This is a genomic window from Flavivirga algicola (assembly GCF_012910715.1).
Taxonomy (GTDB): domain Bacteria; phylum Bacteroidota; class Bacteroidia; order Flavobacteriales; family Flavobacteriaceae; genus Flavivirga; species Flavivirga algicola.
In genome coordinates, this window is the sequence record NZ_JABBHF010000007.1 from 278,295 (window position 1) to 303,337 (window position 25,043).

The window sequence follows — 25,043 nt, forward strand, 5'->3', positions numbered from 1 at the left end:
ATGGGGGGTGTCTGTTTATTGGTTAGACTAAAACGAGGTAATTTAAAAATATTTACAAACTTTGTTTGGGCTAAAAAGGCTCAATGATTGTCTTTCAATAGTTCTGGAAATTTAGCTTTAAACCTATTTAATCTGGGAATAGACACATTTCTTATATAGCTATTATTGGGATGGAGCCTTTCATAATTTTGATGATAATCTTCTGCAACCCAGAATTTTCGGAATGGATAGACTTCGGCAGCAATTTTAACACCTAGTTTTTTTGTTAAAGCTTCTTTTTTCTTTAAAATAATTTGTTTTTGAGCATCGTCTTGATAAAAAATAATAGAACGGTATTGAGATCCTCTGTCATTGCCTTGTCCGTTTACTTGCGTGACATTTTGAGATCCAAAATACACGTCTACTAAAGTTTCAAAGCTTACAATTTTCGGATCGTAAATAATTTCTACAGCTTCGGCATGGCCTGTTCTCCCTGTATTACTTGCTGCGTAGGTTGGGTTCTCTGTGTGGCCACCAGAATATCCAGAAATAGATTCTTCAACACCTTTTACGCTTTCGTAAATGGCTTCTACGCACCAAAAACAACCACTGGCAAAATAGGCCCTGGCCTTTCCATCTTTTAAAGGAACTTTAATGGGCTTAGCGTTGATAACCGCTTGCTGTTTTGAATTGACTTGCGCTGTGTTTTGACAACTAAACAAAATGGCTAAGATGAATAAAGGCAGTATCTTTTTCATGGCTTTGATTTTTTTTATAATAGACGAATAAAAATACGAAACCTTAAAAATAAGGAGGGAAAAGTTTATGTAATAAAAAAGCCTTCATTGGTGAAGGCTTTAAAATGTATTTCGGATAATGGATTATAGTTTTGCAAACATTTTTTCCATTTTTATTTTTTGTTCTTCAGCTAATACTGCATCTACTAGAATTCTACCACTATGTTCATCTGTAATTACTTTTTTACGAGAGGCAATTTCAACTTGTATTTGTGGAGGAATAGTAAAGAAAGATCCGCCAGAAGCACCTCTTTCAATTGGCACAACCGCTAAACCGTTTTTTACATTTTGACGAATTCTATTGTAAGCAGCTACTAATCGTTCTTCAATTTGAGTTTTGTAAGCTTCAGATTTTTCAATTAAGGCTTGTTCTTCTTTTTCAGTTTCGGCTAAAATGGCATCTAATTCACCTTTTTTGTGTTTTAAATGCGTTTCACGCTCTTTTAAACGCTCTTTTGTTTCAGAAATAACTTCTTTTTTCTGCTCTATTTGAGCTTTGAATTCTTTAATATGCTTTTCAGCCAATTGAATTTCTAATTCTTGAAATTCAACTTCTTTTGTTAAAGAATTGTATTCTCTGTTATTTCTAACATTTTTTTGTTGTTCACTGTACTTTTTTATTAAAGCTTTAGATTCCTCAATAAGGTTTTTCTTTGAAGCTATATCATTGTCTATAACTTCTAAACTTGCAACAAGTTTTTCTAATCTTATGTTTAATCCAGCAACTTCATCTTCTAAATCACGAACTTCTAAAGGAAGTTCTCCACGGACATTTCTGATTTCATCTATGCGAGAATCGATTAGTTGTAAATCGTATAAAGCTCTTAAGCGCTCTTCTACAGTTACTTCTTTCTTTTTAGCCATACTTTAAAAATACTTAACAGGATTGGTATTTGTCTTTGATAAAATGATTGCAAAATTAGTGATTTTTTTTGTAAGATAAGCTACTAAAAGATTTTTTGTGAATTGTTCGCTTTCATAATGTCCAATATCTGCTAAAAGAATACGGTTTTCTGCTGTAAAAAAATCATGATATTTTAAATCTGCAGTTATAAAAGCATTAGCTCCAGACGCTTTAGCAGCTTCAATGGCAAAACTACCAGATCCTCCTAAAACAGCGACCTTTTTTAATGGTTTGTTTAAAAACGATGAATGTCTAATACATCCTGTATTCATTTTAGATTTTAGATGATTTAAGAAGTCAGGCGCATCCATAGGCTCATTTAGTTCACCAATCATGCCCATACCTATGTGTTGGTTTTTATTTTCAAGCGTCGTAATTTCATAAGCAACTTCTTCATAGCTATGCGAATCAAAAAGGGTTTTAATAACTTTCGATTCTAAATGTTTAGAATAGGTAACCGTAACCTTAGTTTCTATTTCGGTATGGGTGTGGCCTTTTTTTCCTTTAGTAGGGTTGGAGTTTTCGCCACCATTAAAAGTACCATAGCCTTCTACATTAAAGCTACAGTTATTATAATTACCTATACTTCCTGCTCCTACATTAAATAAGGCAGTTCGTAATTGTTCGGCTTCATCTTTTGGAACATAAGTCGTTAGTTTTTTTATAGTTTCAGATTGTGGAATTAAGATACGTTTATTAGTAAGCTCTAATTGATTGCAAATCATATCATTTACACCTTGCATGGCATTATCTAAAGCCGTATGCATGCTGTAAATGGCTATGTCATGCTTAATAGCCTTTATAACTACGCGTTCCACATAGTTCTTGCCTGTAAGTTTTTTTAAACCCTTAAAAATAATGGGATGAAAACTAACTATAAGGTTGCAGTTTTTTTTTATAGCTTCATCTACAACAGTTTCAAGTGTATCTAAAGTAACAAGAACACCCGTTAGTTTTTCATTTTTATTACCAACTAAAAGCCCAACATTGTCAAAATCTTCTGCATAAGCTAGTGGTGACAATTCTTCTAAGTGGTTAATAACGTCTTGAACAATCATAGTATTTGTGTTTAAATTCAAAGATAAAATAATTACATTCGTTGTGATGATTTTTTTGCGTTACATTTTATTTCCCGTTGTCCCTATTTATTATTTAATAACATGGTTAAGGAACAAGTTATATGATATTGGAATTAAAAAATCCATGTCTCATAACCTGCCCGTAATTTGTGTTGGTAATTTGAGTGTTGGTGGCACTGGCAAGACTCCTATGATTGAGTATCTCATTAACCTTTTAAAAGACGATTACCTTGTGGCTACTTTAAGTAGGGGCTATAAACGTAAAACAAAAGGATTTCAATTAGCAAATAAAGGGACTACAGTAGAATCGATAGGAGATGAGCCTTTTCAGTTTTACAATAAGTTTAAAAAAGAAATACTTGTAGCTGTTGACACCAATAGAAATAATGGTATTGAACAATTGCAATCAAATGATAATCCGCCCGAAATTATTTTACTTGATGATGCTTTCCAGCATAGAAAGGTAGAAGCAGGGTTTAATATTTTGCTTACGACCTATGGTAATCCGTATTTTGAAGATATTGTTTTGCCCACTGGTAATTTACGGGAACCTAGAAATGGTGCTAAACGCGCTAATATTATTGTTGTTACCAAATGCCCAAAGGATTTAAGTGATAGTGAAAGAAGTAATCTGTTACGCCAAATAGACCCACAAGTGAATCAACATGTGTTCTTTAGCTCAATTAGTTATTCGAATCGGGTTATTTCCAGTGATATGACTAGAAGTATTAAAGATTTACAGAATTTTACTTTAGTCACTGGTATCGCCAATGCATCACCCTTGGTTTGTTTTTTAAATGAGAACGGGTTAACGTTTGAACATTTAAATTTTAAAGACCATCATGAATTTTCAAAAGAAGACATCCTAGAGTTGAATAAAAGAGAATCGATTATAACTACCGAAAAGGATTTTATGCGTTTAAAACAACATGAATCTTTGAGGAAAAAACTCTTCTATTTACCAATTAGCGTTGTAATTAATGATGAAGCAAAAATAAATGAATTGATAAAAGATTTTATAAAAACTAAGCTGTAGCAGGTTTATCTTTGTTGGTAGCTAAGGCGTTGTAAAGTTTTTTCTCGAATTCTTCTTGTTTAAATGGCTTAGGAATAATATCTGTAAAACCAGCTTCGTCAAATTCATGCATTTTATCTTCAATAGTAACTGCGGTTAAAGCAAAAATGGTTAGTTCCTTATCAAAAGCTCGGACTCTTTTGGTCGCTTCCATACCACTAATACCAGGCATATGAATATCCATTAAAATAATATCATATTTGTTGGCCTTAATCATTTCAACAGCTTCTTCACCGTTATCAACAATATCACATTTAAGTTTCATTTTAGTAAGAATCTTTTTGGTGATCATCTGATTGATTTTATTGTCTTCAACAACCAAAATCTTAACATTGGTTAGATCTAGTGTACTGGCATCGCCATCAAAATAGGTAGCTTTATTGTCTTTTGCTTCTTCTACCGATGTGTATTCAAGGGGTATTTCGAAGTAGAACGTGGTACCTTTGTCCAGCTCACTTTTCACATAGATTTTTCCTTTTAAAATATCAATGAGCCCTTTTACAATTGATAATCCTAAACCAGTACCACCATATTTGCGATTTATTTGAATAGAACCCTGTGAAAAGCTCTCAAACATATTGTCCTGCTTTTCTTGACTGATACCTATACCATTATCCTCAACTTCAAAGCGCAAGGTGTAAGTGTTATCTTTTATGTCTATTTTGTATACTCTAATCCAGATATCACCATCTTTGGTAAACTTAATGGAGTTGCCAATTAAATTAATGAGGATTTGAGATATTTTTAGTTGGTCGGCAATAAAATTCTCTGGTAGATCGGCATCGTACTCAGAATGAATTTTAACATTGTTGTCAAGAGCAGAATTATTGAGGGCTAAAACAATATTTTGTATTTTCTTTTTTAAGTTAAACGATTCAGGTTCAATATCGACTTTATTTGCTTCAATTTTATTTATTTGAAGTATATCGTTAATAAAGGTTAAAAGGTAATCGCCAGAAAATTTTAAAGACTTTAAATGCTGAACTTGTTCTGGTTTTGGGTTTTCGTCCAGTAGCATATTACTTAATCCAGTTACAGCGTAAAGAGGTGTACGTAGCTCATGTGTTACCGTAGATAGGAAATTAGCTTTGGTTTTTGATGCCAATTCTGCTTTTTCTTTTGCAATAATAAGTTCTCCATTTTTTTTATGAAGCATATTATTGGTTTTAAGTCTTATGTTATTGTTTTTGTAAAGTGATAAAGTTAAAAGCGATAAAATAGTGATTAAGGCGACACTTAAAATAGAAATTAAAGTTCCTAAGTTTTTATCATCTTCAGCTTTTTCCAATTGTTCTTCTATTTCAATATTTTTTTCATTAGCCTCGTTTAACAGGTATTGTGTTTCTTGGTCTTTTGAATAATTTAATCGTGTTAGATTCCTTATGGAATCAGAAAGCCTTGAATGTTCCTTTAAATATTCTCTGGAAATTTTGAAATCTTCGGTATCAAAATAGATATCACTAATAACCGAATAGGCTTCATTAAGTATGCTTATAAAATCATTTTGTTTAGCAATCTCTATCCCTTCAATAGTAGAAGCTAAGGCTTTTTCATTATCATTTAAATTATTATATATAATCCCATGATTGATTAGGGCTTCACTTAGAATTTTTTTGTAATCACCCTTTTTTGCTTGCGCCAAAGTTTGCTCAATAATGTCTCTCGCTTTTCTGTAATTATTAAGAAACATATAAGTTTTGCCTTCAGATAAAAGCACTTCAGCTAAATTTTCATTTAAATCTTCTTCTTGAAATTTTGATTTTGCTGCTCTATAAGAGTCTAAAGCTTGATGATAGTCTTTTTTTGTTAAATAAACATCTCCAAAAATCTTATAAGATTTCCCTAGGTTTTTGTTGTCATTAATGATTCTTTGTACTTCAATGGCCTTATTAAGTGACTTTATGGCATTATCTTCTTCTTCAATGATGAGTTGAAGCTTTCCTTTAATAGCATAAATAATCCCAATACTTTTTTTGTTATCCGAATTTTCAGCCAATTTCAGGGCCTCATCTAAGTTTTTTTGAACATCGTAATAATTGTATTTCTCCAATTCTACTAGAGCTTGCTCAATACGGTAGTTGATGTTGTTTTGTCTAATTTCAGGATCATCATCAATGGTTTTTTGAGATGAAACACACAGACTGAATAACATGGCTAGGATGTATATGTAGTTCTTAACTTGGGACATTTTATTCAATATTACCAGCAAATATAATTATTTTATCGATAAAATACACTTTTTTTCCGACAAATTGCATATTAGATCAATGATTCGTTTAGAATAACCACTCTCATTATCGTACCACCCAATGATCTTTACCATATTTCCAATTACAGATGTCATACCTGAGTCAAAAATACAAGAATGGGTGTTTCCCACTATGTCAATAGAAACGATAGGATCTGCAGTATATTCTAAAATACCTTTATAATGATTTTCGGAAGCTTCTTTAAAAGCACTATTTACATCGTTTATAGAGACATTCTTTTTTACATTAAAAGTGATATCGGTTAAAGAGCCATTTATTACGGGAACTCTTATACCACAGCCTCCTATAACGTCTGAGAGATCCGGGAATATTTTAGTCAGCGCTTTTGCAGCTCCTGTTGTAGTAGGTACAATGGATTGACTGGCCGCTCTTGAGCGACGTAGATCACGGTGCGGTTGGTCATGTAAGCTTTGATCGGTCGTATAAGAATGCACTGTAGTAATGTAAGCTTGATTGATACCACAAAGTTTATTAACAACATCAATCATAGGAGCAGCATTATTGGTTGTGCATGATGCATTGGATATAATAGTTTCAGAACCATCTATAATGCTATCATTAACGCCCAGAACAATAGTTTTAATAGCATCTTCTGAAGGTGGAACACTTAATACAACATGTCTTGCCCCATTATCTATATGATTATGCAGTTCTGAAGCTGTTTTGAACTTTCCAGTGGCTTCAATAACAAAATCTACATTATATGGTTTCCAATTAATAGTTTTAGGGTGACTGCAATTTAGTAAGGGGATTTTTTCGTAATCAACAATAATGTTATTGCCATTATAGGATATATTACCTTTAAACATCCCATGAACACTATCGTACTTAAGAAGGTGGCTTAACGTTTTGGCATTGGCTAAATCGTTAATAGCAACAACTTTTATGTTTTTATAATCTTGAATTAATCTAAAAACACGTCTGCCTATTCTCCCAAAACCATTGATCGCAACAGTAATCATATTAATCGATGTGTTTTTGTGCTCGGTAAGATGATCTTACTAAAGCACTACTTTCAACATGGCGGAAACCTAGTTCAAGACCAATCTCTTCGTATTCTTTAAATTGATCAGGATTTATAAATTGTTTAACAGGTAAGTGCTTTTTGCTTGGTTGAAGATATTGGCCAATAGTCACTACATCAACATCATGAGCTTTTAAATCGTGAAGTGTTTCGATAACTTCTTCCCTGGTTTCACCTAAACCAAGCATAATACCAGACTTTGTACGCCTTTGACCTTGTTGTTTTAAATATTTTAAAACCCCCATGCTTCTATCGTATTGGGCTTGTATACGAACTTCTCTAGTTAGGCGTCTTACCGTTTCAATATTATGAGATACGACTTCTGGAGCTACATCAATAATTCGATCCATATGCTGCTCTATGCCTTGAAAATCCGGAATTAGAGTTTCAAGCGTCGTTTCTGGGTTCATCCTACGCACTGCTTTAACAGTTTCAGACCACATAATGCTTCCCATATCTTTCAAATCATCTCTGTCAACACTTGTTAAAACAGCATGTTTGATTTTCATGATTTTTATGGAGCGTGCTACTTTTTCGGGCTCATCCCAATCTACGGTTTCTGGTCTTCCAGTTTTTACACCACAAAAACCACAGGAACGCGTGCAAACATTTCCTAATATCATAAACGTTGCGGTACCTTCTCCCCAGCATTCACCCATATTTGGGCAACTTCCAGAAGTACAAATCGTATTTAATTTATATTTATCTACCAAACCTCTAAGCTCGGTATACTTTTTACCTGTAGGAAGCTTAACACGGAGCCATTTTGGCTTTGCTTGTCGTTCTGGTAATATATTTGAAGCAGTTTCTGAATTCATATATTAAAAATAAAGCGCAAAGATACAAATAATGCTTTTAAAAGCACCCTATAAAGTAGTGAGGTACCAGATGCTGAATCCTATTAAAAAAGCAATTCCTAACCAGCTTAAAACATGAAGTTGCTTTGAGGGTTGCCAGTCTTTAGGTGTGTGTTTGCTTGAAATTAAACGATAATTAATAATAGCATAAAAAGGTGCTGTTATGAAGGATAAAATGGTTGCCACTTTTATAAGAAAACTCATTTTTGAAGCAAAAAAGAAAAAGATACCAATGGTTCCAATAGCTAATAAAGATATCCATAACGTGTAGTTGAGTTTTGAAGATGTACTAAAGAGTAACTGAGTAGTTTTGGCCATGGACCTAGGCGATGCATCTAATGTGGTTAATGTTGTACTAAACATGGTTGTAAAAGCTGCGATACCAATAATTATGTAAGCCCAATCCCCCAGGTTACTCGTATACATTTCAATTAGCTGATTGGCAAATACGCCTGCTTTACCACTGAAAGTTTCGCCGTTATTAAACATAACCAATGCGCCTAATAAAAGGAAACCAATACCTAAAATAATAGTGCTTATATAACCAACATTAAAATCGAATAAGGCCGATTTAGGATTGTATTGTTTTGCATCTTTCTTTTTTTCAATACACCAAAGCGATTGCCATACGGAAATGTCTAATGGTGCTGGCATCCAACCCATAAATGCTATTAAAAAAGCTATTTCTAAAGTATTGCTTGGTAATGTTTGAGTAAAAGATAATACCTCGGTATTATTAGATAAAGCCATACTTACGGCCACTATCGTACTAATAGTTAATGTGATAATAATAACCTTCATCAACTTATCTAATAGTTTATACTTGCCAACCAATAGTAATAATAAACAAAGGCATGTAATAATTACAGTCCAAATCTCAGTGCTGTTTATAGCTCTGTTTCCAATTTCAAAAGTTGGAAAATGACCAAAAAGAGTTGAAGCTAAACCTGCAGTTACTATGGTTACTGCGGTTTGTATAGTAAACATAGTTACTAAGTTTAATATGTAATAAGTTGCTAAAACACCTTTTCCTAATTTATTATAGCCATCTAGTAAACTTTCACCAGTAGCGGTAGCATATCGTGGGGCAAATTGAAAAAAAGGGTATTTAAATATATTTACCAAGAGTAAGGCCCAAAGTAACCCTAAACCAAAATCGGCACCAGCTCTGGTAGATTGTACCAAGTGAGATACACCAATAGCTGCGCCAGCAAACAATAAACCGGGCCCTAAATTTTTAAGTTTGGTAATCATCTATTTTTTCGAATAATTTCTGCAAGTAATTTTTTTGCACGCAGTAACTTAACCTTGACGTTGTTTATAGGTTCGTCCAGTTCTTTAGAAATTTCCTTATAGCTTAATTCTTGAAAATAACGCAAATTTATAACTTCTTGATAATGTGGTTTTAATTTTTTAATATCTCGTAGCAATTTTGCCAAATGTTGTTCGGTTATTAGTTTGTCTTCAGGTGAAGGCGATTCGTCTAAAACTTGAAAAACATCGCCATCATTTTTAGAAATGACTTGGGCAATAGAGTTTTTTTCTTTCCTAAGTAAATCAATATGGATATTTTTGGAGATTGTAATCAGCCAGGTTTTAAACTTGAAATCATCATCAAAAGTTTCAATTTTATCAAATGCTTTGGAGAAAGTTTGAATGGTAATATCCTCTGCATCGTTTTCATTTTGAATACGTTTTAATTGAAACCCATATACATCATCCCAAAAGAGATCTAATAAGTAGTTAAAAGCCTTTTGGTCGTTTTCTTTAGCTCGTTTAATGGCTTCGCTTATTTCCAATAATTAGGTTTTGATATAAGATTAGTTATAAAGATAGTTAATTGCATAATAATTAAAAAAACTTCTAAGAAAGGTAATAATACTAGCAGATCATTTTCTTTTAACTTCTTAGAAGGTTTTCCAAATATAACATATTGTATGATAATTCTGAATAAAAATAGTGCCAAAACTATTAACCAATGATGCATTGTTATAAATAAAGTAATTGCAAAAGCCCAAAATAATAATTGTGAACTGTAAATTAGGGTTAGCAAAATTTTATGCTTTAATTTATAGTGTTTTGCTGTTGAAACATGACGTCTTTTTTGTTTGAACCAAGCTTTGAAAGTAGTTTTTGGAACAGACTCTGTAAAACCGTTTTTTGAAAAGCAGATGGCTGTATTTTTTTGGTTTGCTACTTGATTAACAAATAAATCATCATCACCAGAACGTAGTTTTATATGATTAATGAAGCCATTATTTTTAAAAAATGTCGTTTTTGTATAGGCTAAATTTCTACCAACTCCCATATATGGGATTCCTAACTTTGCAAAAGAAAAGTACTGCATCGCTGTTACTAATGTTTCGAAACGAATGAGTTTATTTAATAAGGAGTTTTTAATTTTTGAATAGCCACTATAACCCAAAACAAGTTGTTTTCCTTTAGTAAAATGGCTGCTCATGTTCCTAATCCAGTATTTAGAAACAGGTTTACAGTCGGCATCAGTGAATAAAAGGAATTCATTCTTTGAAGCTTTAATACCAAGTGTTAATGCATATTTTTTATTTCCCCAAAATGCTTCGGTATTTTTAACATTTACAATTTTAATGTTTTCGTGCTGATTTGCAAATTGTTCCATAACTTCCAATGTTTTATCATTAGAAGCATCGTTAATTAAAACAATTTCAAAATTTGGATAATCTTGCTTAATTACCGAAGGCAAAAAGTTTTGTAAATTCTCAGCCTCATTTTTAGCGCAGATAATAACCGAAACGTCCATGTTTTTACGAGATTTCTTTTCTTGTTTAAGAAAAGTAAATCTTGTAAAGAAAAAAATATAAAAGATTGCTTGAATAATAACTACAGCAATAAATGCGTAGAAAATAAAATCAAGAAATATCATAAACGATTATGAATGTTGAGGTTCGTTACAATCGCTAAATTGATCTGGAGTTTTTCCACAAAATCCACAAGCTTCTCCGTCTTTATTGAGCATTGGGTTTTGGCTAGCACAAGTACCAGCAAATTTGCCATCTTTTTTTGACCAAATTTTAATAGCAATTCCAGCAATTCCTAACCCTAGTAAAACGATAGTTATTAAAAGAAGTTTCATGTGATAATATTTATTGTTTATCAGAAAATCATACAGAGAACTTAAATAGCCCTGTTATCAAATTAAAAGGGCTTTATAAAAGATATTTCACTATGATTTACTTTTCCACAAAGATAATGCTTTTCATTAAAAATGATGCCGAATAATGGTAGGGAAATACGATAGAATGAGTGACGTACTATATTGTTTCGTGTCTAATAAAAATACTAACTAATTAAATTCATATTTATGAAAAAATTATTTGCAGAGTTTTTTGGAACATTTTGGCTGGTTTTTGGAGGTTGTGGCAGTGCTGTTTTTGCAGCAGGTTATCCAGAATTAGGAATCGGTTTTGTTGGTGTAGCACTAGCATTTGGGCTTACTGTGTTAACTATGGCTTATGCTGTTGGACACATTTCTGGCGGACATTTTAACCCAGCAGTATCTCTAGGTTTATGGGCAGGAGGGAAGTTTGACGCGAAAAATTTATTAGGCTATATTTTGGCTCAGTTAACTGGAGCTTTAGTAGCGGCAGGTGCTTTGTATTTAATTGTAACAAATAAAGCTGATTTTGTCACTGTTGGTGGTTTTGCAGCTAATGGTTATGGTGATTTATCACCAGACGGTTACACCATGACAGCTGCATTAATAGCAGAGTTTTTACTAACAGCTTTTTTCTTGTTAATCATTTTAGGAAGTACTCATGCAAAGGCTCCAAAAGGATTTGCACCTATAGCTATTGGTTTGGGGTTAACTTTAATACATTTAATAAGTATTCCAATAACAAATACATCGGTTAATCCAGCGCGTTCTACCAGTCAGGCATTATTTGCCGAAGGCCATTTTACATCACAGCTTTGGTTATTTTGGCTTGCTCCAATTGCAGGTGCGATAGTTGCAGGTTTTGTGCATAAGGCATTATTTGATAAAGAATAATTAAGAAATTAGACAAAAGTGATTTGATATTTCTAGTATTCAAGAAAGCCTCGTTTTTATATTAAAAACGAGGCTTTCGACTTATTAATTATGATGTATTGTTTATTTTATTGTAAGCTAATTTCTGCTACTTTATTTTCTATAGAAGCAATAGTGTTTCCACCTTTTGGTTCTATGGTAATATTTAAAGCAAGTGCATCTTCAGCATAAGGAATAGACATAAGCTGTCTGTCTGCTTCATTCAATATTCCTAAGCTTACCATTTGTCCTTGCAAATCAGCCCATATTTGGTAGCATTGCTCTTCAGGTAATTTAGGTAATGAAACAACATCAATCATCGATGTTTTTTCTTTCGGATTAATGTAAGCAACTGTTTTTAAATCCTTAGCTCGCTCGTTTCCTTTGATGATGTATTTTTCAGTCTCAGGATTGTTAAGCTTTAACAACTGCCTCATGACATTATCAAGCATTAGATTGTTTTTTTCAATATCATTTCGTAAATCAAAAATTTCATCAACGACTATCTGGTTTTCTTGAGATAGCTTTTGTTTTTGGGAATAGAAATGATAAGAAGTACCAGCAAAAATTAAAGCAGCAATACTAGCAGCTATGCTGAATTTATACCACGATTTGTATTTTTTTCGTGCGTTTAAATCAACAACTGGAGCTTCATCAAGTTCATCTAAAATATTATTTAAGATGCTTTTAGGGGCTTCAACGGCATTGCTTTTGGCAACAATTTCTAAATTGTACTGCAATGTGTTGTAGGCGTTCTGTACTTCTGGATATTTTGAAATATAAGATTCAACCATTTCTGTTTCTGCAGAAGTAGTTTCACCTAATAGATATTTTTCTAAAAGGCCAGAACTTAAAAAAGTAGTTATTTTCTCATTCATGACTTTGTTTAGTTAAGGATTATAAATTTTTTTCAATTCTCGTAATCCAATTTTTAATCTTGACTTTATGGTTCCCAGCGGAATTTCTAATTCATCACTGGCTTCTTGTTGTGTCATGCCCTCAAAAAAGAGCGCATTGATCACTATTTGATATTTTTCATCAAGCCTTTTTAGATGGGTTTTTATATCTAAAACATCTTGATTTAATTCATTTGATTTTATCTTATATACGGACGAAGTCTCTATTTGGACTTCTTTGCCACTTTTGTTCTTTAACGATCTAACTTTATCGATAGCCGTATTATAGGCAATTCGATACAGCCAAGTAAATAATTTTGCTTTGTTGGGATCGTATTTTTTAGAGTATCTCCATATTTTTACGAAGCTTTCTTGAAGCACGTCTTGTGCAATATCATCATCGGTTATTATTTTTTTAATAACACCAAACAGTGAATCTGAGTAGCTTTCATAAAGTAGGGTAATGGCTTTTTTGTCGCCATTTTTTAGGAAGTGAATTATTTCTTTTTCTGTGGATGAAATCAAAGCAAATTTGGTTTTAACGAAAAATCGATATGGTCGTAATTATGCCAAAGTTAGAAATTTCTTTTAGATTACAATATATTTACTTCGGCTTCAATAGAAATATCAAAAATCCGTTTGACTGTTTTTTGTATTAATTTTGAAAGATTTAAGATGTCAGAACCTTTAGCATTACCATAATTGACAAGCACTAGAGCTTGATTTTTATGCACGCCATATTTGCCAAACTGCTTGCCTTTAAATCCAGCTTTTTCGATAAGCCAACCTGCAGGGACTTTCACTAGGTCTTTAGAAACAGGATAGCTCGGAATATCAGAAAAATTCTTCGATAAAATGTCGAAATTAGATTTTGAGATTACTGGGTTTTTGAAAAAACTGCCACTATTTCCTATTTCTTCTGGGTTGGGTAGCTTACTTTCTCTAATTGCTATAACAGCTTTCGATACATCTTGAATTGTTGGTTGACTAACCTGCATGGTTTCAAGTTGAGATGTAATGGCCCCATAGCTAACGTGAAGTTTATGATTTTTTTTGCTAAGAAGAAATGTAACACTTGTTATAATATATTTCCCTTTAGCACCTTGCTTGAAAATAGAGTTTCTGTAATCAAAATTACAATCGGTTTTTGTAAATGTTTTTACAGTTTGTGTTTCTAATGATATGGCTTCGCATGACACAAAAGTGTCTTTTAATTCAACACCATATGCTCCGATATTTTGAATAGGTGCTGTGCCTACATTACCTGGGATTAATGATAAGTTTTCAATACCTCCAAAATCATTATTGATACACCAGATTACGAATTCGTGCCAATTTTCACCTGCACTAGCTTTAATAGTAACAAAATTATCGTCTTCGGAGACGATTTTAATACCTTTTATATTAATATGTATAACAAGACCTTCAAAATTTTTTGTGAGTAACATATTGCTGCCACCACCCAAAATAAGCTTATTGGAATGGTTTTTAAGAGCTAAAACTTGTTTTAATTCATCTGTACTGGAAACAGAAATGAAAAAATTTGCAGTAACATCAATACCAAAAGTATTGTATGGTTTTAAGGATATGTTTTGTTCTATACGCACGAATCGTTGTAAGCTTTTAAAGCCTTTTTTAAAATATTAACTGCTTTAACCAAACTTTCTTTTTTTAATACGTAAGCAATCCGTACTTGGTTTAGACCAACCTCAGAAGTAGAGTAAAAACCGCCAGCTGGAGCAACCATTATGGTTTCGCCGTCAACATCAAAATGTTCTAAAATCCATTGAGCAAAATCATCAGAATTGTTTATTGGAAGTTCGGCTATACAATAAAAAGCGCCTTTAGGTTTTGCCACTTTAACACCCTCTATTTTTTGCAGTTCTACTATTAAAGTATTTCTTCTGGAGACATATTCTTCAATAACATCATCAAAATAACTTTGTGGTGTTTCCAAGGCAGCTTCACTCGCTATTTGCGCTAGTGTTGGCGGGCTTAAACGTGCTTGAGCAAATTTTAAAACGGTTTGTATTACTGTTTTGTTTTTTGATATAAGGCATCCTACTCTAGCTCCGCACATACTGTATCTTTTAGAAACAGAATCTATAATAATTGCATGATTTTCAAGTCCAGTTTCTTGCATGATAGAATAGTGTACATGATCATCATACACGAATTCCCGGTAGACTTCATCAGCAACTAAAAATAAATCATGTTTTTTAACAATTGCAGCTAGCTTTTGTATTTCTTCTTTAGAATATAAATAACCTGTGGGGTTATTTGGGTTGCAAATTAAAATGGCCTTTGTTTTTGGGGTAATCAACTTTTCAAACGCATCAATAGAAGGTAAAGCAAAATCGTTTTCAATTTTGGAAATTACAGGGACAATTTCAACTCCAGATGCAGTTGAAAAACCAGTGTAGTTAGCATAAAATGGTTCTGGGACAATAACTTCATCACCCACGTCCATAATGCTTCCAAAAGTAAAAAGAAGTGCTTCGCTACCACCAGTAGTAACTACAATATCATCATAGGAAATATCAATGTTATGCTTGGCATAGTATGATGCGATTTTTTGTCTATATACTTCTGATCCTTCCGATCTTGAATATGCCAATACATCTATATTGCTTTCTTTTACTGCTTGTAAGGCAATTTTAGGCGTTTTAATATCAGGTTGTCCAATATTTAAGTAATAAATACGCTTTCCTTTTTTTTCAGCCTCTTCGGCGTAAGGAACTAACTTGCGTATTGGAGAAGCAGGCATTTGCTGCCCTTTTTTAGATATTGATGGCATTGACGATAAATTAATCCTGCAAAGTTGAGAAAATTATCTTAAAGTTTTTTTAAAAAACAGCACTAAATAAGTAAGTTGATATAAAAGATTCGTAATTTCATTATATGAAAATTGTATTTCTCTCAATAAACAAGCTATTATGCCTTGTTTTAGTTTTTTTTTGTTTTAGTGGCCTTGGTTTCTCTCAGGGTAAGTTTATTATAGAAAATAAAAAGCAGACAGATAAGGTTAAATTTAAACTAATAAATAATTTAATTATCATTCCAGTTGAAGTTAATGGTGTTAAACTATCGTTTTTATTGGATACAGGAGTGAGCAAACCTATTATTTTTAATTTTTTAAATGTATCGGATACGCTAAAAATAAAAGAAACAGAGACCATTTTTTTAAAAGGTTTAGGGGAAGGAGAATCTGTAGAAACTTTAAGATCTAGGAATAATGTTTTTAAAATAGGAGATGCTATTAAGCTAAATCAAGACCTGTATGCGGTATATAATTCCAATCTCAATTTTGCTCCCAGGTTAGGGTTTCCCGTTCATGGGATTATTGGCTTTGATTTGTTTAAGGATTTAGTGGTTGAAATAAACTATTCGAAAAAAATTTTAAAATTAACAACACCAGAAAAATATACGTACAAGAAATGTAAAAAATGTGAAAGGCTAAATTTAGAGTTTTATAATAATAAACCATATATAAATGCAGATGTAGCTATAAATAGAGTCATAACTCCTGTAAAATTATTAATAGACTCTGGGGGTAGTGACGCCTTATGGCTGTTTGAAGATAACTCTTTAGGAATTAAATCCAATAACAAATACTTTTATGATTTTCTTGGTCATGGCTTGAGTGGAAGTGTATATGGGAAGCGTTCTAAAGCCAGAAGCTTTTTCTTAAGAAGTTTTGAACTTAATAATGTTAATGTTTCGTATCCAGATTCAACGTATATATTGCATGCAAGAAAACTCAAGGGGCGTAATGGTAGCTTGTCTGGTAATATTTTAAAACGATTTAATATTGTTTTTGATTATCGGAGGGCAAAAATTACCCTAACTAAGAATCATTATTTTAACGAAAAATTTCAGTATAATAAAAGTGGTATAGAATTGGCTCACAATGGACTTAGATTAGTACAGGAACGAGATAATTTCATTGGAAATGATAATTATGGAAACTCTCAAGAGCAAAGTGGTACGAGAATTATGATAAACCCTCAATATAAATTATCGTTAAAGCCAGCTTATACTATAGTAGAATTAAGGGAAGGTTCTCCTGCGGAAAAAGCTGGTTTGTTAAAAGGAGATGTGATTTTGAGTATAAATAATAAGAGTACGTATCATTTTAAGCTGCAAGAGTTGATTATAATGTTTTATGGCGATTCGGGCAAACGTATCAAGTTAAAAGTTGAAAGAGGTGATAAGATTTTAACTTTTGAGTTTCGTCTAGAAAACCTTTTTCAATAAAAAAGCCTAAACTAATTAATTTAAGTTTAGGCTATTTATTTTTTATTAGTTGAGCATTTTACTGCTGTACAATACTTTTGTCTTTCTTTTCTAAAACATTCTTTTTGCTTGGGTCTACTACTAAACCTTTTATTTTTAAAGCCACAGTAGGTGTTTCTGCATTCGATATAACAGTTATTGTTTTTCTAATAGGATTTACTCTATTTGTGTCATATTTAACCTCAATTTCTCCAGTTTTTCCTGGTAAAATAGGGTCTTTTGGTTTTTTAGGAATCGTACAGCCACAACTAGATGAAACTTTGGAAATTATAAGCGGCGCATCTCCTGTGTTTGTGAATTTAAAAACGCGCACCCCATTCGATCCTTTGTCAATAGTTCCATAATCGATAGTCTCAGACTCAAATTTTATTTTTGCTACTTTGTCTTGAGCATTTACAGATAAACTTATTAATCCGATAAATAAAATTGTAATTAATTGTTTCATTTGTCTATTTTTTATTGTTTTTATCAGGTCAAATACTGAGCATTTCTAACATTATTTTAGCTTTAAAATGCTCATTTTTATTAATTCTAATTTCATGTCAAACATACTTACTTTTTCTACAATCTACAAAAATATTAGACATAATGCAGGCATGTTAAGATATTCAACTGGGTTAAAAGTACGTACAACTTTTTCGAAATAGGTTTATATTTTGTTAAAATATTCAATAATCATTATTTTACAATTGTCACGATACATTTTACCTGTTAAAATTCATTTTTATACTACCAGAGCTGCTTGTAAGCAGATAAGGTGTCATTTCTCACACTAAAATTTCATTTATCAGTGAAATAATGGTTAAGCACATTTCACAGAAAAAGAAATATAAGTACTTTTGCACATCAATGTTCAAAAACTATTCCAAAGTATGCAAATACCTTCAAAATATGAGGCTAACCAGGTAGAAAGTAAGTGGTATGATTACTGGATGAAACATAATTATTTTCATTCAGAACCAGATGAAAGAGAACCATACACTATAGTAATTCCTCCGCCAAACGTAACGGGAGTTTTACATATGGGACATATGCTTAATAACACCATTCAAGATGTATTGATTCGCCGAGCACGTTTACAAGGAAAAAATGCTTGTTGGGTACCTGGTACAGATCATGCATCTATTGCTACAGAGGCAAAAGTGGTTGCAAAATTAAAAGAACAAGGTGTTGATAAAAATGATTTGTCTCGCGAGGAATTTTTAAAACATGCTTGGGAGTGGACACATGAATATGGAGGTGTTATTTTAGAGCAACTTAAAAAACTAGGCTGTTCTTGTGATTGGGAACGGACCAAATTTACCATGGATGATGATATGAGTGAAGCTGTCATCAAGGTATTTGTAGATTTGTATAATAAAGGCTTGATTTATCGTGGCTACCGTATGGTAAACTGGGATCCTGAAGCAAAAACGACTTTGTCTGATGAAGAAGTTATTCATGAAGAGCGTCAAGGGAATTTATATTATCTTCAATATAAAATTGAAGGTAGCGATGATGCTTTAACCATAGCAACAACACGACCTGAAACTATTTTTGGAGATACAGCAATTTGTATCAATCCTAATGATGAAAGGTTTCAACACTTACGTGGAAAAAAAGCCATTGTGCCTATATGTAATCGTGTAATTCCTATTATTGAAGATGAGTATGTAGATGTTGAGTTTGGTACTGGTTGTCTTAAAGTAACCCCGGCGCACGATGAAAATGACAAGAATTTAGGCGACAAGCATAAGCTAGAGGTTATCGATATTTTTAATGAAGATGCTTCATTAAATAGTTACGGACTTCATTTTGAAGGCCAAGACCGTTTTGTAGCTAGAAAAGCTGTTGCTAAAGAATTAGAAGAAACGGGTGTTTTAGTAAAAACGGAAACTCATATTAATAAAGTGGGAACCTCCGAAAGAACAAAAGCCGTTATAGAGCCACGTTTAAGCGATCAGTGGTTTCTAAAAATGGAAGATTTAGCAAAACCAGCAATTAAGGCAGTTTTAGGTGAAGATTCTGAAATTAATTTATTTCCTAAAAAGTTTGAAAATACCTATCGTCATTGGATGGAGAATATTCGCGATTGGAATATTTCACGTCAATTACTTTGGGGGCAGCAAATTCCAGCTTATTACTATGGTGAAAGGAAAGAAGATTTTGTTGTAGCAGAAACTATAGAGGATGCGTTAGAATTAGCTAAGAAGAAGGCTTCAAACTCCGAACTTCAGGCTTCAGACTTAAAACAGGATACAGATGCTCTGGATACATGGTTTAGCTCATGGTTATGGCCGATAAGTGTTTTTGATGGTATAAGAAACCCCGAAAATAAAGACATTAAATACTACTATCCTACAAATGACCTTGTAACAGGACCAGATATTTTATTCTTTTGGGTAGCGCGTATGATAGTTTCAGGCTACGAATATAAAGGTGAAAAACCATTTAATAATGTGTATTTAACGGGCTTGGTCCGCGATAAGCAACGCCGAAAAATGTCCAAACAGCTTGGTAATTCACCAGATGCTTTAAAACTTATTGAAACTTATGGTGCCGGCGGTGTACGTGTTGGATTGTTGTTGAGTTCTGCAGCAGGAAACGACCTGATGTTTGATGAAGCATTATGCCAACAAGGAAAAGGTTTTGGAAATAAAATTTGGAATGCTTATCGTTTAGTTGATGGGTGGCAAGTTGATGAAAGCATCCAGCAACCTGAATCAAGTAAAATAGCGATAGATTGGTATGAATCTAAATTTCAGAAAGTTTTAATTGAGATTGAAGACCATTTTAGTAAATATAGATTGAGTGATGCGTTAATGGCTATTTATAAGCTTATTTTTGATGATTTCTGCGGATGGTTTTTGGAAATGATCAAACCTGGATACCAACAGCCAATAGATGCTAAAACTTTAAAACGTGTTATTGCCATTTTTGAAGATAATTTAAAAATAGTACATCCTTTTATGCCATTTTTAACCGAAGATATCTGGCATTATATAGCTAAAAGAACTCCAGAAGAAGCTTTAATTGTTGCAAAATGGCCAGAGTCTAAGCCTGTGAACGAAGCTTTAATTAACGAATTTGAATTCGCTTCGGAAGTTATTTCGGGGATTAGAAATATTAGGAAGCAAAAAAATATAGCTTTTAAGGATGCTATTGAATTTTCGGTGATTAACAATGAAAAGGCTAATAAAGTATTCGATAGTATTATTTCTAAATTAGGCAATTTAGAGGCTATCGATTATGTTTCTGATGCTGTAGATGGAGCTTTAACCTTTAGAGTAAAATCTAATGAGTATTTTATACCAATGGCAGGTAGTATTGATGTGGAAGCTGAGATTAAAAAATTAACAGAAGAGTTAAATTATACTGAAGGCTTTTTAAAATCTGTACAAAAGAAACTTGCTAACGAACGTTTTGTAACTGGTGCGCCAGAACAGGTAGTGGCTAGTGAGAAGAAAAAAGAGGCAGATGCTTTGGCAAAAATAGAAACCCTTAAAGCCAGCTTGGCTAGTTTGGGGTAGTTTTCAGTGTTCAGTAGGCAGTGTTATTGAGAGCGATCCGTACTAAGGCGTAGCCGAAGTAAGCGAAGCATGCCTATTTTACATGTGTTCAGATTAATCAGTCGTAATTTCTTCTGAAGGCAGGAGGACTCTATCTATTTGAAAGGTTAATACTAGTGTTAATATCAGTTTGTGGTATAGCTTATGCTATCTCCAATAGAAATATTCCAGGTATCGACTAACCCTGCGTTAATTTCCAGTACATATTTTGCAGGAAATTTAGAAGGTAATGAGCTTTCATCAAATGGTTTGGCATTTTTTTGAAAGCTTACAATATTTTTATCACCTCCTATATAAATCAAATCTAAAGGGAATTTGGTATTTTTCATATAAAAGAAACGCGCTTTTATATCATCAAATACGAACAGCATTCCTTGATTAGTATCCATTGAATTTCTGTACATAAGCCCTGTTTGAATATCAAAATCTGTATCGGCTATTTCAATATCAAGTTTTACTTGCGTAGAGTCGACGGACTTAAATATTGTAAGGGCTCCTTCTTTTTTAAAAGTCACTTCGGTTTGTTTAATAACTTTTTTGTTTTCTTTACATGATGCCAAGTTTAAAAGGATACCGCTCGAAATTATAAAGACCAATATAGAGAAACGTTTAAAAAACATTTTATTTAACAGTTGTTTTGGGTTTGTAAACAAACATAAAATATAAACCAATGAGAATAAATGGAATACTAAGCCATTGCCCTGTATTTAGATTGGCCCAATTAATGTATTCGTCACCTTGCGGTTCTTTTGTGAACTCTACAAAGAAACGGATGGTCCATAATAAGACTAAAAATAATCCAAACAAAAAGCCTGTTTGCTCGCTTTTTTTAGTTTTGGAGTAGAAATACCATAAAAGTATAAATACAACTATGTAGCATAAAGATTCGTATAATTGCGCAGGGTGTCTGTATGGTACTTTTTCTAATAATTCTGAAAATTGAGGATTATCTGCTACGGCATTATAGGCCTGTTGCACATCTTTAATTCCAGTAAGTTGTGTGATCTGACTTTTGTGGTATTGATCTTGAATAAAACGCACGCCTAAACTAGATTCTGTAACTTTTCCGATAATTTCGGAGTTGATAAAATTCCCAATTCTTATAAAGACAGCACCTGAAGCAACCGTTATAACAACACGATCTAAAATCCATAATAGTGATTTGTATTTATATTTTTTACGATATAAATACATGCCTATAATAACACCAATGGCAGCACCATGACTTGCTAATCCTTGAAAGCCCGTAAATTCAAAACCTCCTTTGAACTTGAATGGGAGAAAAATGCTAAAAAAGTCTTGGGAAATTAGTTCCGATTGATAAAATAAAACATGCCCTAAGCGTGCTCCTAGCATGGTTGCCAATACTGTATAAATAAATAAAGGGTCTAAATAGTCTAAAGAAATTTTTTCTTTAGTAAAAATACGTTTCATAATGTACCAACCTAGTATAAAGGCAATAACCCACATAAGGCTATAGAAGTGCAATTTGAAATTTCCAACAATGTCAATGCCAGTTACAGGATTCCAATCAAATTTTAGTGCATGCATACGTTTTGTTTTTTACTTTAAAAGTTCTAGGACTTCAACCTCAAAAATGATATTAGATTTTCCTGGAATACCTCTAGTGCCAGCTTCTCCGTAAGCTAAATGATATGGGATAAACAAAGTGGCCTTATCTCCAACACTTAATTGTCGTAACCCTTCTTTAAAACCTGGGATCATACTGGCATTTGGACCAATATCGGCAGTAATAGGTTGATATCCATTAGCAGCTTTGCGTTTTTCATTTACAGCATCTAAAGCTTCGGCAATTTCTAGTTTACTGGTTTGAAGCAACTTTCCACTTTCAAAATATACGGCATAATGCGTGAGTACTGTAGCATTTTCTGTTAATTTTTCTCCAGTTCCTTTTTCGGTAACGAAAAATTGCAGTCCAGAAGATAGGGTTGTGGCCTTGGCTTGTTGCTCATCGAACTTCTCTTTAGTTGCTTTTAGTATGGCTTCTTTTTTAGCCTTTCTTTCCTTTTCTTTGCGTTCTGCCTCAGCGAAATGATTATTAAATATGTTAGGAGCGTCAAAAGATTTAGCGACTTTTCCTTTTCTAATAATATTCAATTCTTTAATAATAACATCTTCAATGGGTCTGTCACCAGCTGCAGTTTTTACATTAGAAATACTATCTTGAATCTCTAAACCAATAACCAATTCACCAAAAATATTATAGCCGTTATCTAAATGCGGTTTTGGTACTTCGGTGATAAAAAATTGACTGCCATTTGTGTTGCGTCCAGAGTTTGCCATAGATAAAATACCAGGTTTGTCATGTTTTAAATCTGGATGAAACTCATCCATAAACTTATAACCAGGACTCCCAGAACCAGTTCCGGTAGGATCCCCTCCTTGAATCATGAATTGATCAATAACCCGATGAAAAATAAGTCCGTTATAAAATTTTTTTCCTTTATAGATACTATCTACCATGGTATTGGTGCCTTCAGCTAACGATACAAAATTAGCAACAGTTACAGGTGCTTTTTCATGTTCTAATTTTGCTACCATAACGCCTTCAGTGGTGATAAACTCAGCATATAATCCATCTTCAAGATCTGGATATTGTGCCTTGCATGAAGCTAAAAATATTGAAAAAGTAATTAATGAAATTTTGATTGCGTTTTTTAAAAGAGTCATTTTAATTAGTTTGATTTTGGGTAATAGAGTTTACTGTAACTTCACAAATTATAGGAGTATTGCTGCCTATTTTATTTTCATCTCCATAGTAACCGTATGCTTTTTGCGATGGGAAAATAAAGGTCACGGTTTCGCCAGTTTTCATGAGTTTTAAACCCTCACGTAAACCAGTAAAGAGTTCTTGCTTATCCATCGTATAGGTTTGAGTTTTGAGATCTTCTTTAGAATATATTAGGTTGCCACTTAATGATTTTACATTATAATCATAGTTTATAATATCTCCAAAAAAAGGCGTTTTTAAAGAATCTATTTCTATTTTATTGTTGTAGTAATACCAGAAGCCACTTTCTGAAGCGATATAGTTATTGTCTTGCTTCTCCATAAGTTTCTCTATAGTAACTTGTTCTTGAGCAATAAGTTTTTTGTTGCGTTCTACAGAAGCATCTATGAAGGAACCTGTTTTTACTGAAATGGGGCGTCGTGCTTCGGGTGTTTTGCAATTTATAGCCAGTAAAACAATGGCCAATGTTAGTAATTTATTCATTATTTAGGGCTTTATTATAACTAGGCAATATACTAATAAATTTAGCAACTGTATCTTCTAATGATAAATGACTTTTTCCACCAGCAGCATTGGTATGGCCACCACCATTAAAATGTGCTCTGGATAATTCATTAACTGAGAAATTACCCTTTGAGCGTAAAGAAATCTTTATAATACCTTCTTGTTTATCTTCAATAAAAATAGCAGCCAGTATCGTGTTTTTTAAAGATAAAGCATAATTTACAACCCCTTCTGTATCTCCTTTTTTATAATCATATTTATGTAATTCTTCTTGAGAAAGTGTTATGTATGCTGTTCTTAGTTCTGGAATAACTTTTAAATTGCTTAGTGCGCACCCTAGAAGCTGCAAGCGGTTATAGCTATTAGTATCATAAACATTATTATGAATTTCTGTATTATTAGCTCCTTTTTCAATGAGTTGGGCTATTATTCGATGAGTTGTGCTAGTCGTAGATAAAAACCTAAATGAGCCTGTATCAGTCATAATGCCAACATACAAACAAGTTGAGATATTAGTGTCTATTAGATTGGTATCGCCTAGCATATCAATAAAATGATACACCATTTCACAAGTAGAACTCATGCTAACGTCGCTAAACATATATGTAGCATAATCATCAGGTGCTTGATGATGGTCAATCATAATTTTTAAGGCGCTACTTTCTGCAAGTACAGTTTCCATATCACCAGTTCTATGAAATGCGTTAAAATCTAGGGTAAATAAAATATCGGCAGCTTCAATGAGAGCATCACATGTTTCATTTTGGGAATCATATTTTAATATGGTGTCATTTCCTGGAATCCACTTTAAGAAAGTAGGGTAGTCATTAGGAACTAAAACATTTACTTGGTGGTTGCTCTTTGTAAGATAATGATACAAGCCGAGCGTTGAGCCAATAGCATCTCCATCTGGGTTTTTATGTGGTACAATTACAATCTTTTTTTTAGAAGATAATAGTTGTTTTATACTCAATATATCTTGTTTGTTCATAGTTGACGAAGATACAACTTTTTAAA

At 32.8% G+C, this 25,043-nt stretch carries 24 protein-coding genes; 4 read left to right on the forward strand and 20 right to left on the reverse strand.

The window, feature by feature from the left end; genetic code table 11:
• Positions 1–80 precede the first annotated feature (80 nt).
• The 3 genes from msrA to HHX25_RS13730 all read right to left on the reverse strand — a co-directional run bounded on the left by msrA (position 81) and on the right by HHX25_RS13730 (position 2,738).
• Positions 81–737 carry a peptide-methionine (S)-S-oxide reductase MsrA gene (gene msrA / locus HHX25_RS13720; RefSeq protein ID WP_169674596.1) on the reverse strand — a complete coding sequence of 219 codons (657 nt, stop codon included), beginning with the start codon at positions 735–737 and terminating at the stop codon, positions 81–83.
• Between the two features lie 123 nt (positions 738–860).
• Positions 861–1,640 carry a zinc ribbon domain-containing protein gene (locus tag HHX25_RS13725; protein WP_169674598.1) on the reverse strand — a complete coding sequence of 260 codons (780 nt, stop codon included), beginning with the start codon at positions 1,638–1,640 and terminating at the stop codon, positions 861–863.
• A gap of 3 nt (positions 1,641–1,643) precedes the next feature.
• Positions 1,644–2,738, reverse strand: a complete 1,095-nt coding sequence (locus HHX25_RS13730) for a Nif3-like dinuclear metal center hexameric protein (protein ID WP_169674601.1) — start codon at positions 2,736–2,738, stop codon at positions 1,644–1,646.
• 46 nt (positions 2,739–2,784) lie between these two features.
• On the opposite strand from HHX25_RS13730, the gene lpxK reads away from it, so the two are divergent.
• Positions 2,785–3,795: a tetraacyldisaccharide 4'-kinase gene (gene lpxK, locus HHX25_RS13735; RefSeq protein ID WP_169674769.1), complete on the forward strand. Its 1,011-nt coding sequence runs from the start codon at positions 2,785–2,787 to the stop codon at positions 3,793–3,795.
• Here lpxK and HHX25_RS13740 read toward each other — a convergent pair.
• Genes HHX25_RS13740 through HHX25_RS13770 form a run of 7 tightly spaced genes read right to left on the reverse strand, consistent with a single transcriptional unit; the run spans position 3,785 to position 11,097 of the window.
• Positions 3,785–6,022 (reverse strand): ATP-binding protein, encoded by a 2,238-nt coding sequence (locus HHX25_RS13740; RefSeq protein WP_169674604.1) that lies wholly within the window; start codon positions 6,020–6,022, stop codon positions 3,785–3,787. The genes lpxK and HHX25_RS13740 overlap by 11 nt on opposite strands.
• 27 nt (positions 6,023–6,049) lie before the next feature.
• Entirely contained in the window at positions 6,050–7,066 is a 1,017-nt protein-coding gene (gene gap / locus HHX25_RS13745; RefSeq protein ID WP_169674607.1) for a type I glyceraldehyde-3-phosphate dehydrogenase, read from the reverse strand.
• 1 nt (position 7,067) lies between these two features.
• Positions 7,068–7,946: a lipoyl synthase gene (gene lipA, locus HHX25_RS13750; protein ID WP_169674610.1), complete on the reverse strand. Its 879-nt coding sequence runs from the start codon at positions 7,944–7,946 to the stop codon at positions 7,068–7,070.
• A gap of 48 nt (positions 7,947–7,994) precedes the next feature.
• Positions 7,995–9,239, reverse strand: a complete 1,245-nt coding sequence (locus HHX25_RS13755; RefSeq protein WP_169674614.1) for an Nramp family divalent metal transporter — start codon at positions 9,237–9,239, stop codon at positions 7,995–7,997.
• Complete coding sequence (locus HHX25_RS13760; protein WP_169674617.1) at positions 9,236–9,784, reverse strand: RNA polymerase sigma factor; 549 nt, start codon at positions 9,782–9,784, stop codon at positions 9,236–9,238. The genes HHX25_RS13755 and HHX25_RS13760 overlap by 4 nt, the downstream gene beginning before the upstream one ends.
• Positions 9,775–10,887 (reverse strand): glycosyltransferase, encoded by a 1,113-nt coding sequence (locus tag HHX25_RS13765; protein WP_169674622.1) that lies wholly within the window; start codon positions 10,885–10,887, stop codon positions 9,775–9,777. The genes HHX25_RS13760 and HHX25_RS13765 overlap by 10 nt, the downstream gene beginning before the upstream one ends.
• A gap of 6 nt (positions 10,888–10,893) precedes the next feature.
• Positions 10,894–11,097 (reverse strand): membrane or secreted protein, encoded by a 204-nt coding sequence (locus tag HHX25_RS13770; RefSeq protein WP_169674625.1) that lies wholly within the window; start codon positions 11,095–11,097, stop codon positions 10,894–10,896.
• Positions 11,098–11,325: 228 nt separating this feature from the next.
• Here HHX25_RS13770 and aqpZ point away from each other — a divergent pair, with 228 nt between their 5' ends.
• Entirely contained in the window at positions 11,326–12,012 is a 687-nt protein-coding gene (aqpZ, locus tag HHX25_RS13775; protein WP_169674628.1) for an aquaporin Z, read from the forward strand.
• A 107-nt stretch (positions 12,013–12,119) separates the two neighbouring features.
• Here the strand turns inward: aqpZ and HHX25_RS13780 are convergent, their stop codons facing one another.
• The 4 genes from HHX25_RS13780 to HHX25_RS13795 form a co-directional block, all read right to left on the reverse strand.
• Complete coding sequence (locus HHX25_RS13780; protein ID WP_169674631.1) at positions 12,120–12,908, reverse strand: anti-sigma factor; 789 nt, start codon at positions 12,906–12,908, stop codon at positions 12,120–12,122.
• A gap of 12 nt (positions 12,909–12,920) precedes the next feature.
• The gene (locus HHX25_RS13785; protein WP_169674634.1) at positions 12,921–13,451 is read right to left on the reverse strand and encodes an RNA polymerase sigma factor; all 531 of its coding nucleotides are present in this window, start codon (positions 13,449–13,451) and stop codon (positions 12,921–12,923) included.
• A 68-nt stretch (positions 13,452–13,519) separates the two neighbouring features.
• Positions 13,520–14,533 carry a UDP-N-acetylmuramate dehydrogenase gene (gene murB / locus HHX25_RS13790; RefSeq protein ID WP_169674637.1) on the reverse strand — a complete coding sequence of 338 codons (1,014 nt, stop codon included), beginning with the start codon at positions 14,531–14,533 and terminating at the stop codon, positions 13,520–13,522.
• The gene (locus HHX25_RS13795) at positions 14,524–15,723 is read right to left on the reverse strand and encodes a pyridoxal phosphate-dependent aminotransferase (RefSeq protein ID WP_169674640.1); all 1,200 of its coding nucleotides are present in this window, start codon (positions 15,721–15,723) and stop codon (positions 14,524–14,526) included. Before HHX25_RS13795 ends, murB begins: the two co-directional genes overlap by 10 nt.
• Before the next feature lie 104 nt (positions 15,724–15,827).
• On the opposite strand from HHX25_RS13795, the gene HHX25_RS13800 reads away from it, so the two are divergent.
• Positions 15,828–17,183 carry a PDZ domain-containing protein gene (locus HHX25_RS13800; RefSeq protein WP_169674643.1) on the forward strand — a complete coding sequence of 452 codons (1,356 nt, stop codon included), beginning with the start codon at positions 15,828–15,830 and terminating at the stop codon, positions 17,181–17,183.
• A gap of 58 nt (positions 17,184–17,241) precedes the next feature.
• On the opposite strand, the gene HHX25_RS13805 is transcribed toward HHX25_RS13800, so the two are convergent.
• Positions 17,242–17,667 carry a DUF1573 domain-containing protein gene (locus tag HHX25_RS13805; RefSeq protein ID WP_169674646.1) on the reverse strand — a complete coding sequence of 142 codons (426 nt, stop codon included), beginning with the start codon at positions 17,665–17,667 and terminating at the stop codon, positions 17,242–17,244.
• A 427-nt stretch (positions 17,668–18,094) separates the two neighbouring features.
• Here HHX25_RS13805 and HHX25_RS13810 point away from each other — a divergent pair, with 427 nt between their 5' ends.
• Positions 18,095–20,731, forward strand: coding sequence for a valine--tRNA ligase (locus tag HHX25_RS13810; RefSeq protein ID WP_169674661.1), 2,637 nt, complete (start codon positions 18,095–18,097; stop codon positions 20,729–20,731).
• A 164-nt stretch (positions 20,732–20,895) separates the two neighbouring features.
• On the opposite strand, the gene HHX25_RS13815 is transcribed toward HHX25_RS13810, so the two are convergent.
• From HHX25_RS13815 to HHX25_RS13835, 5 genes are read right to left on the reverse strand one after another with little or no spacing between them, the layout of a single operon-like run.
• Complete coding sequence (locus HHX25_RS13815) at positions 20,896–21,390, reverse strand: DUF192 domain-containing protein (protein ID WP_169674664.1); 495 nt, start codon at positions 21,388–21,390, stop codon at positions 20,896–20,898.
• A 1-nt stretch (position 21,391) separates the two neighbouring features.
• On the reverse strand, positions 21,392–22,321 hold the full coding sequence (lgt, locus tag HHX25_RS13820; RefSeq protein WP_169674667.1) for a prolipoprotein diacylglyceryl transferase: 930 nt from the start codon (positions 22,319–22,321) through the stop codon (positions 21,392–21,394).
• A gap of 12 nt (positions 22,322–22,333) precedes the next feature.
• Entirely contained in the window at positions 22,334–23,461 is a 1,128-nt protein-coding gene (locus HHX25_RS13825; RefSeq protein WP_169674670.1) for a peptidylprolyl isomerase, read from the reverse strand.
• A gap of 1 nt (position 23,462) precedes the next feature.
• Complete coding sequence (gene gldI, locus HHX25_RS13830) at positions 23,463–24,005, reverse strand: gliding motility-associated peptidyl-prolyl isomerase GldI (RefSeq protein ID WP_169674673.1); 543 nt, start codon at positions 24,003–24,005, stop codon at positions 23,463–23,465.
• Complete coding sequence (locus HHX25_RS13835; RefSeq protein WP_169674676.1) at positions 23,998–25,017, reverse strand: DHH family phosphoesterase; 1,020 nt, start codon at positions 25,015–25,017, stop codon at positions 23,998–24,000. Before HHX25_RS13835 ends, gldI begins: the two co-directional genes overlap by 8 nt.
• Positions 25,018–25,043 lie beyond the last annotated feature (26 nt).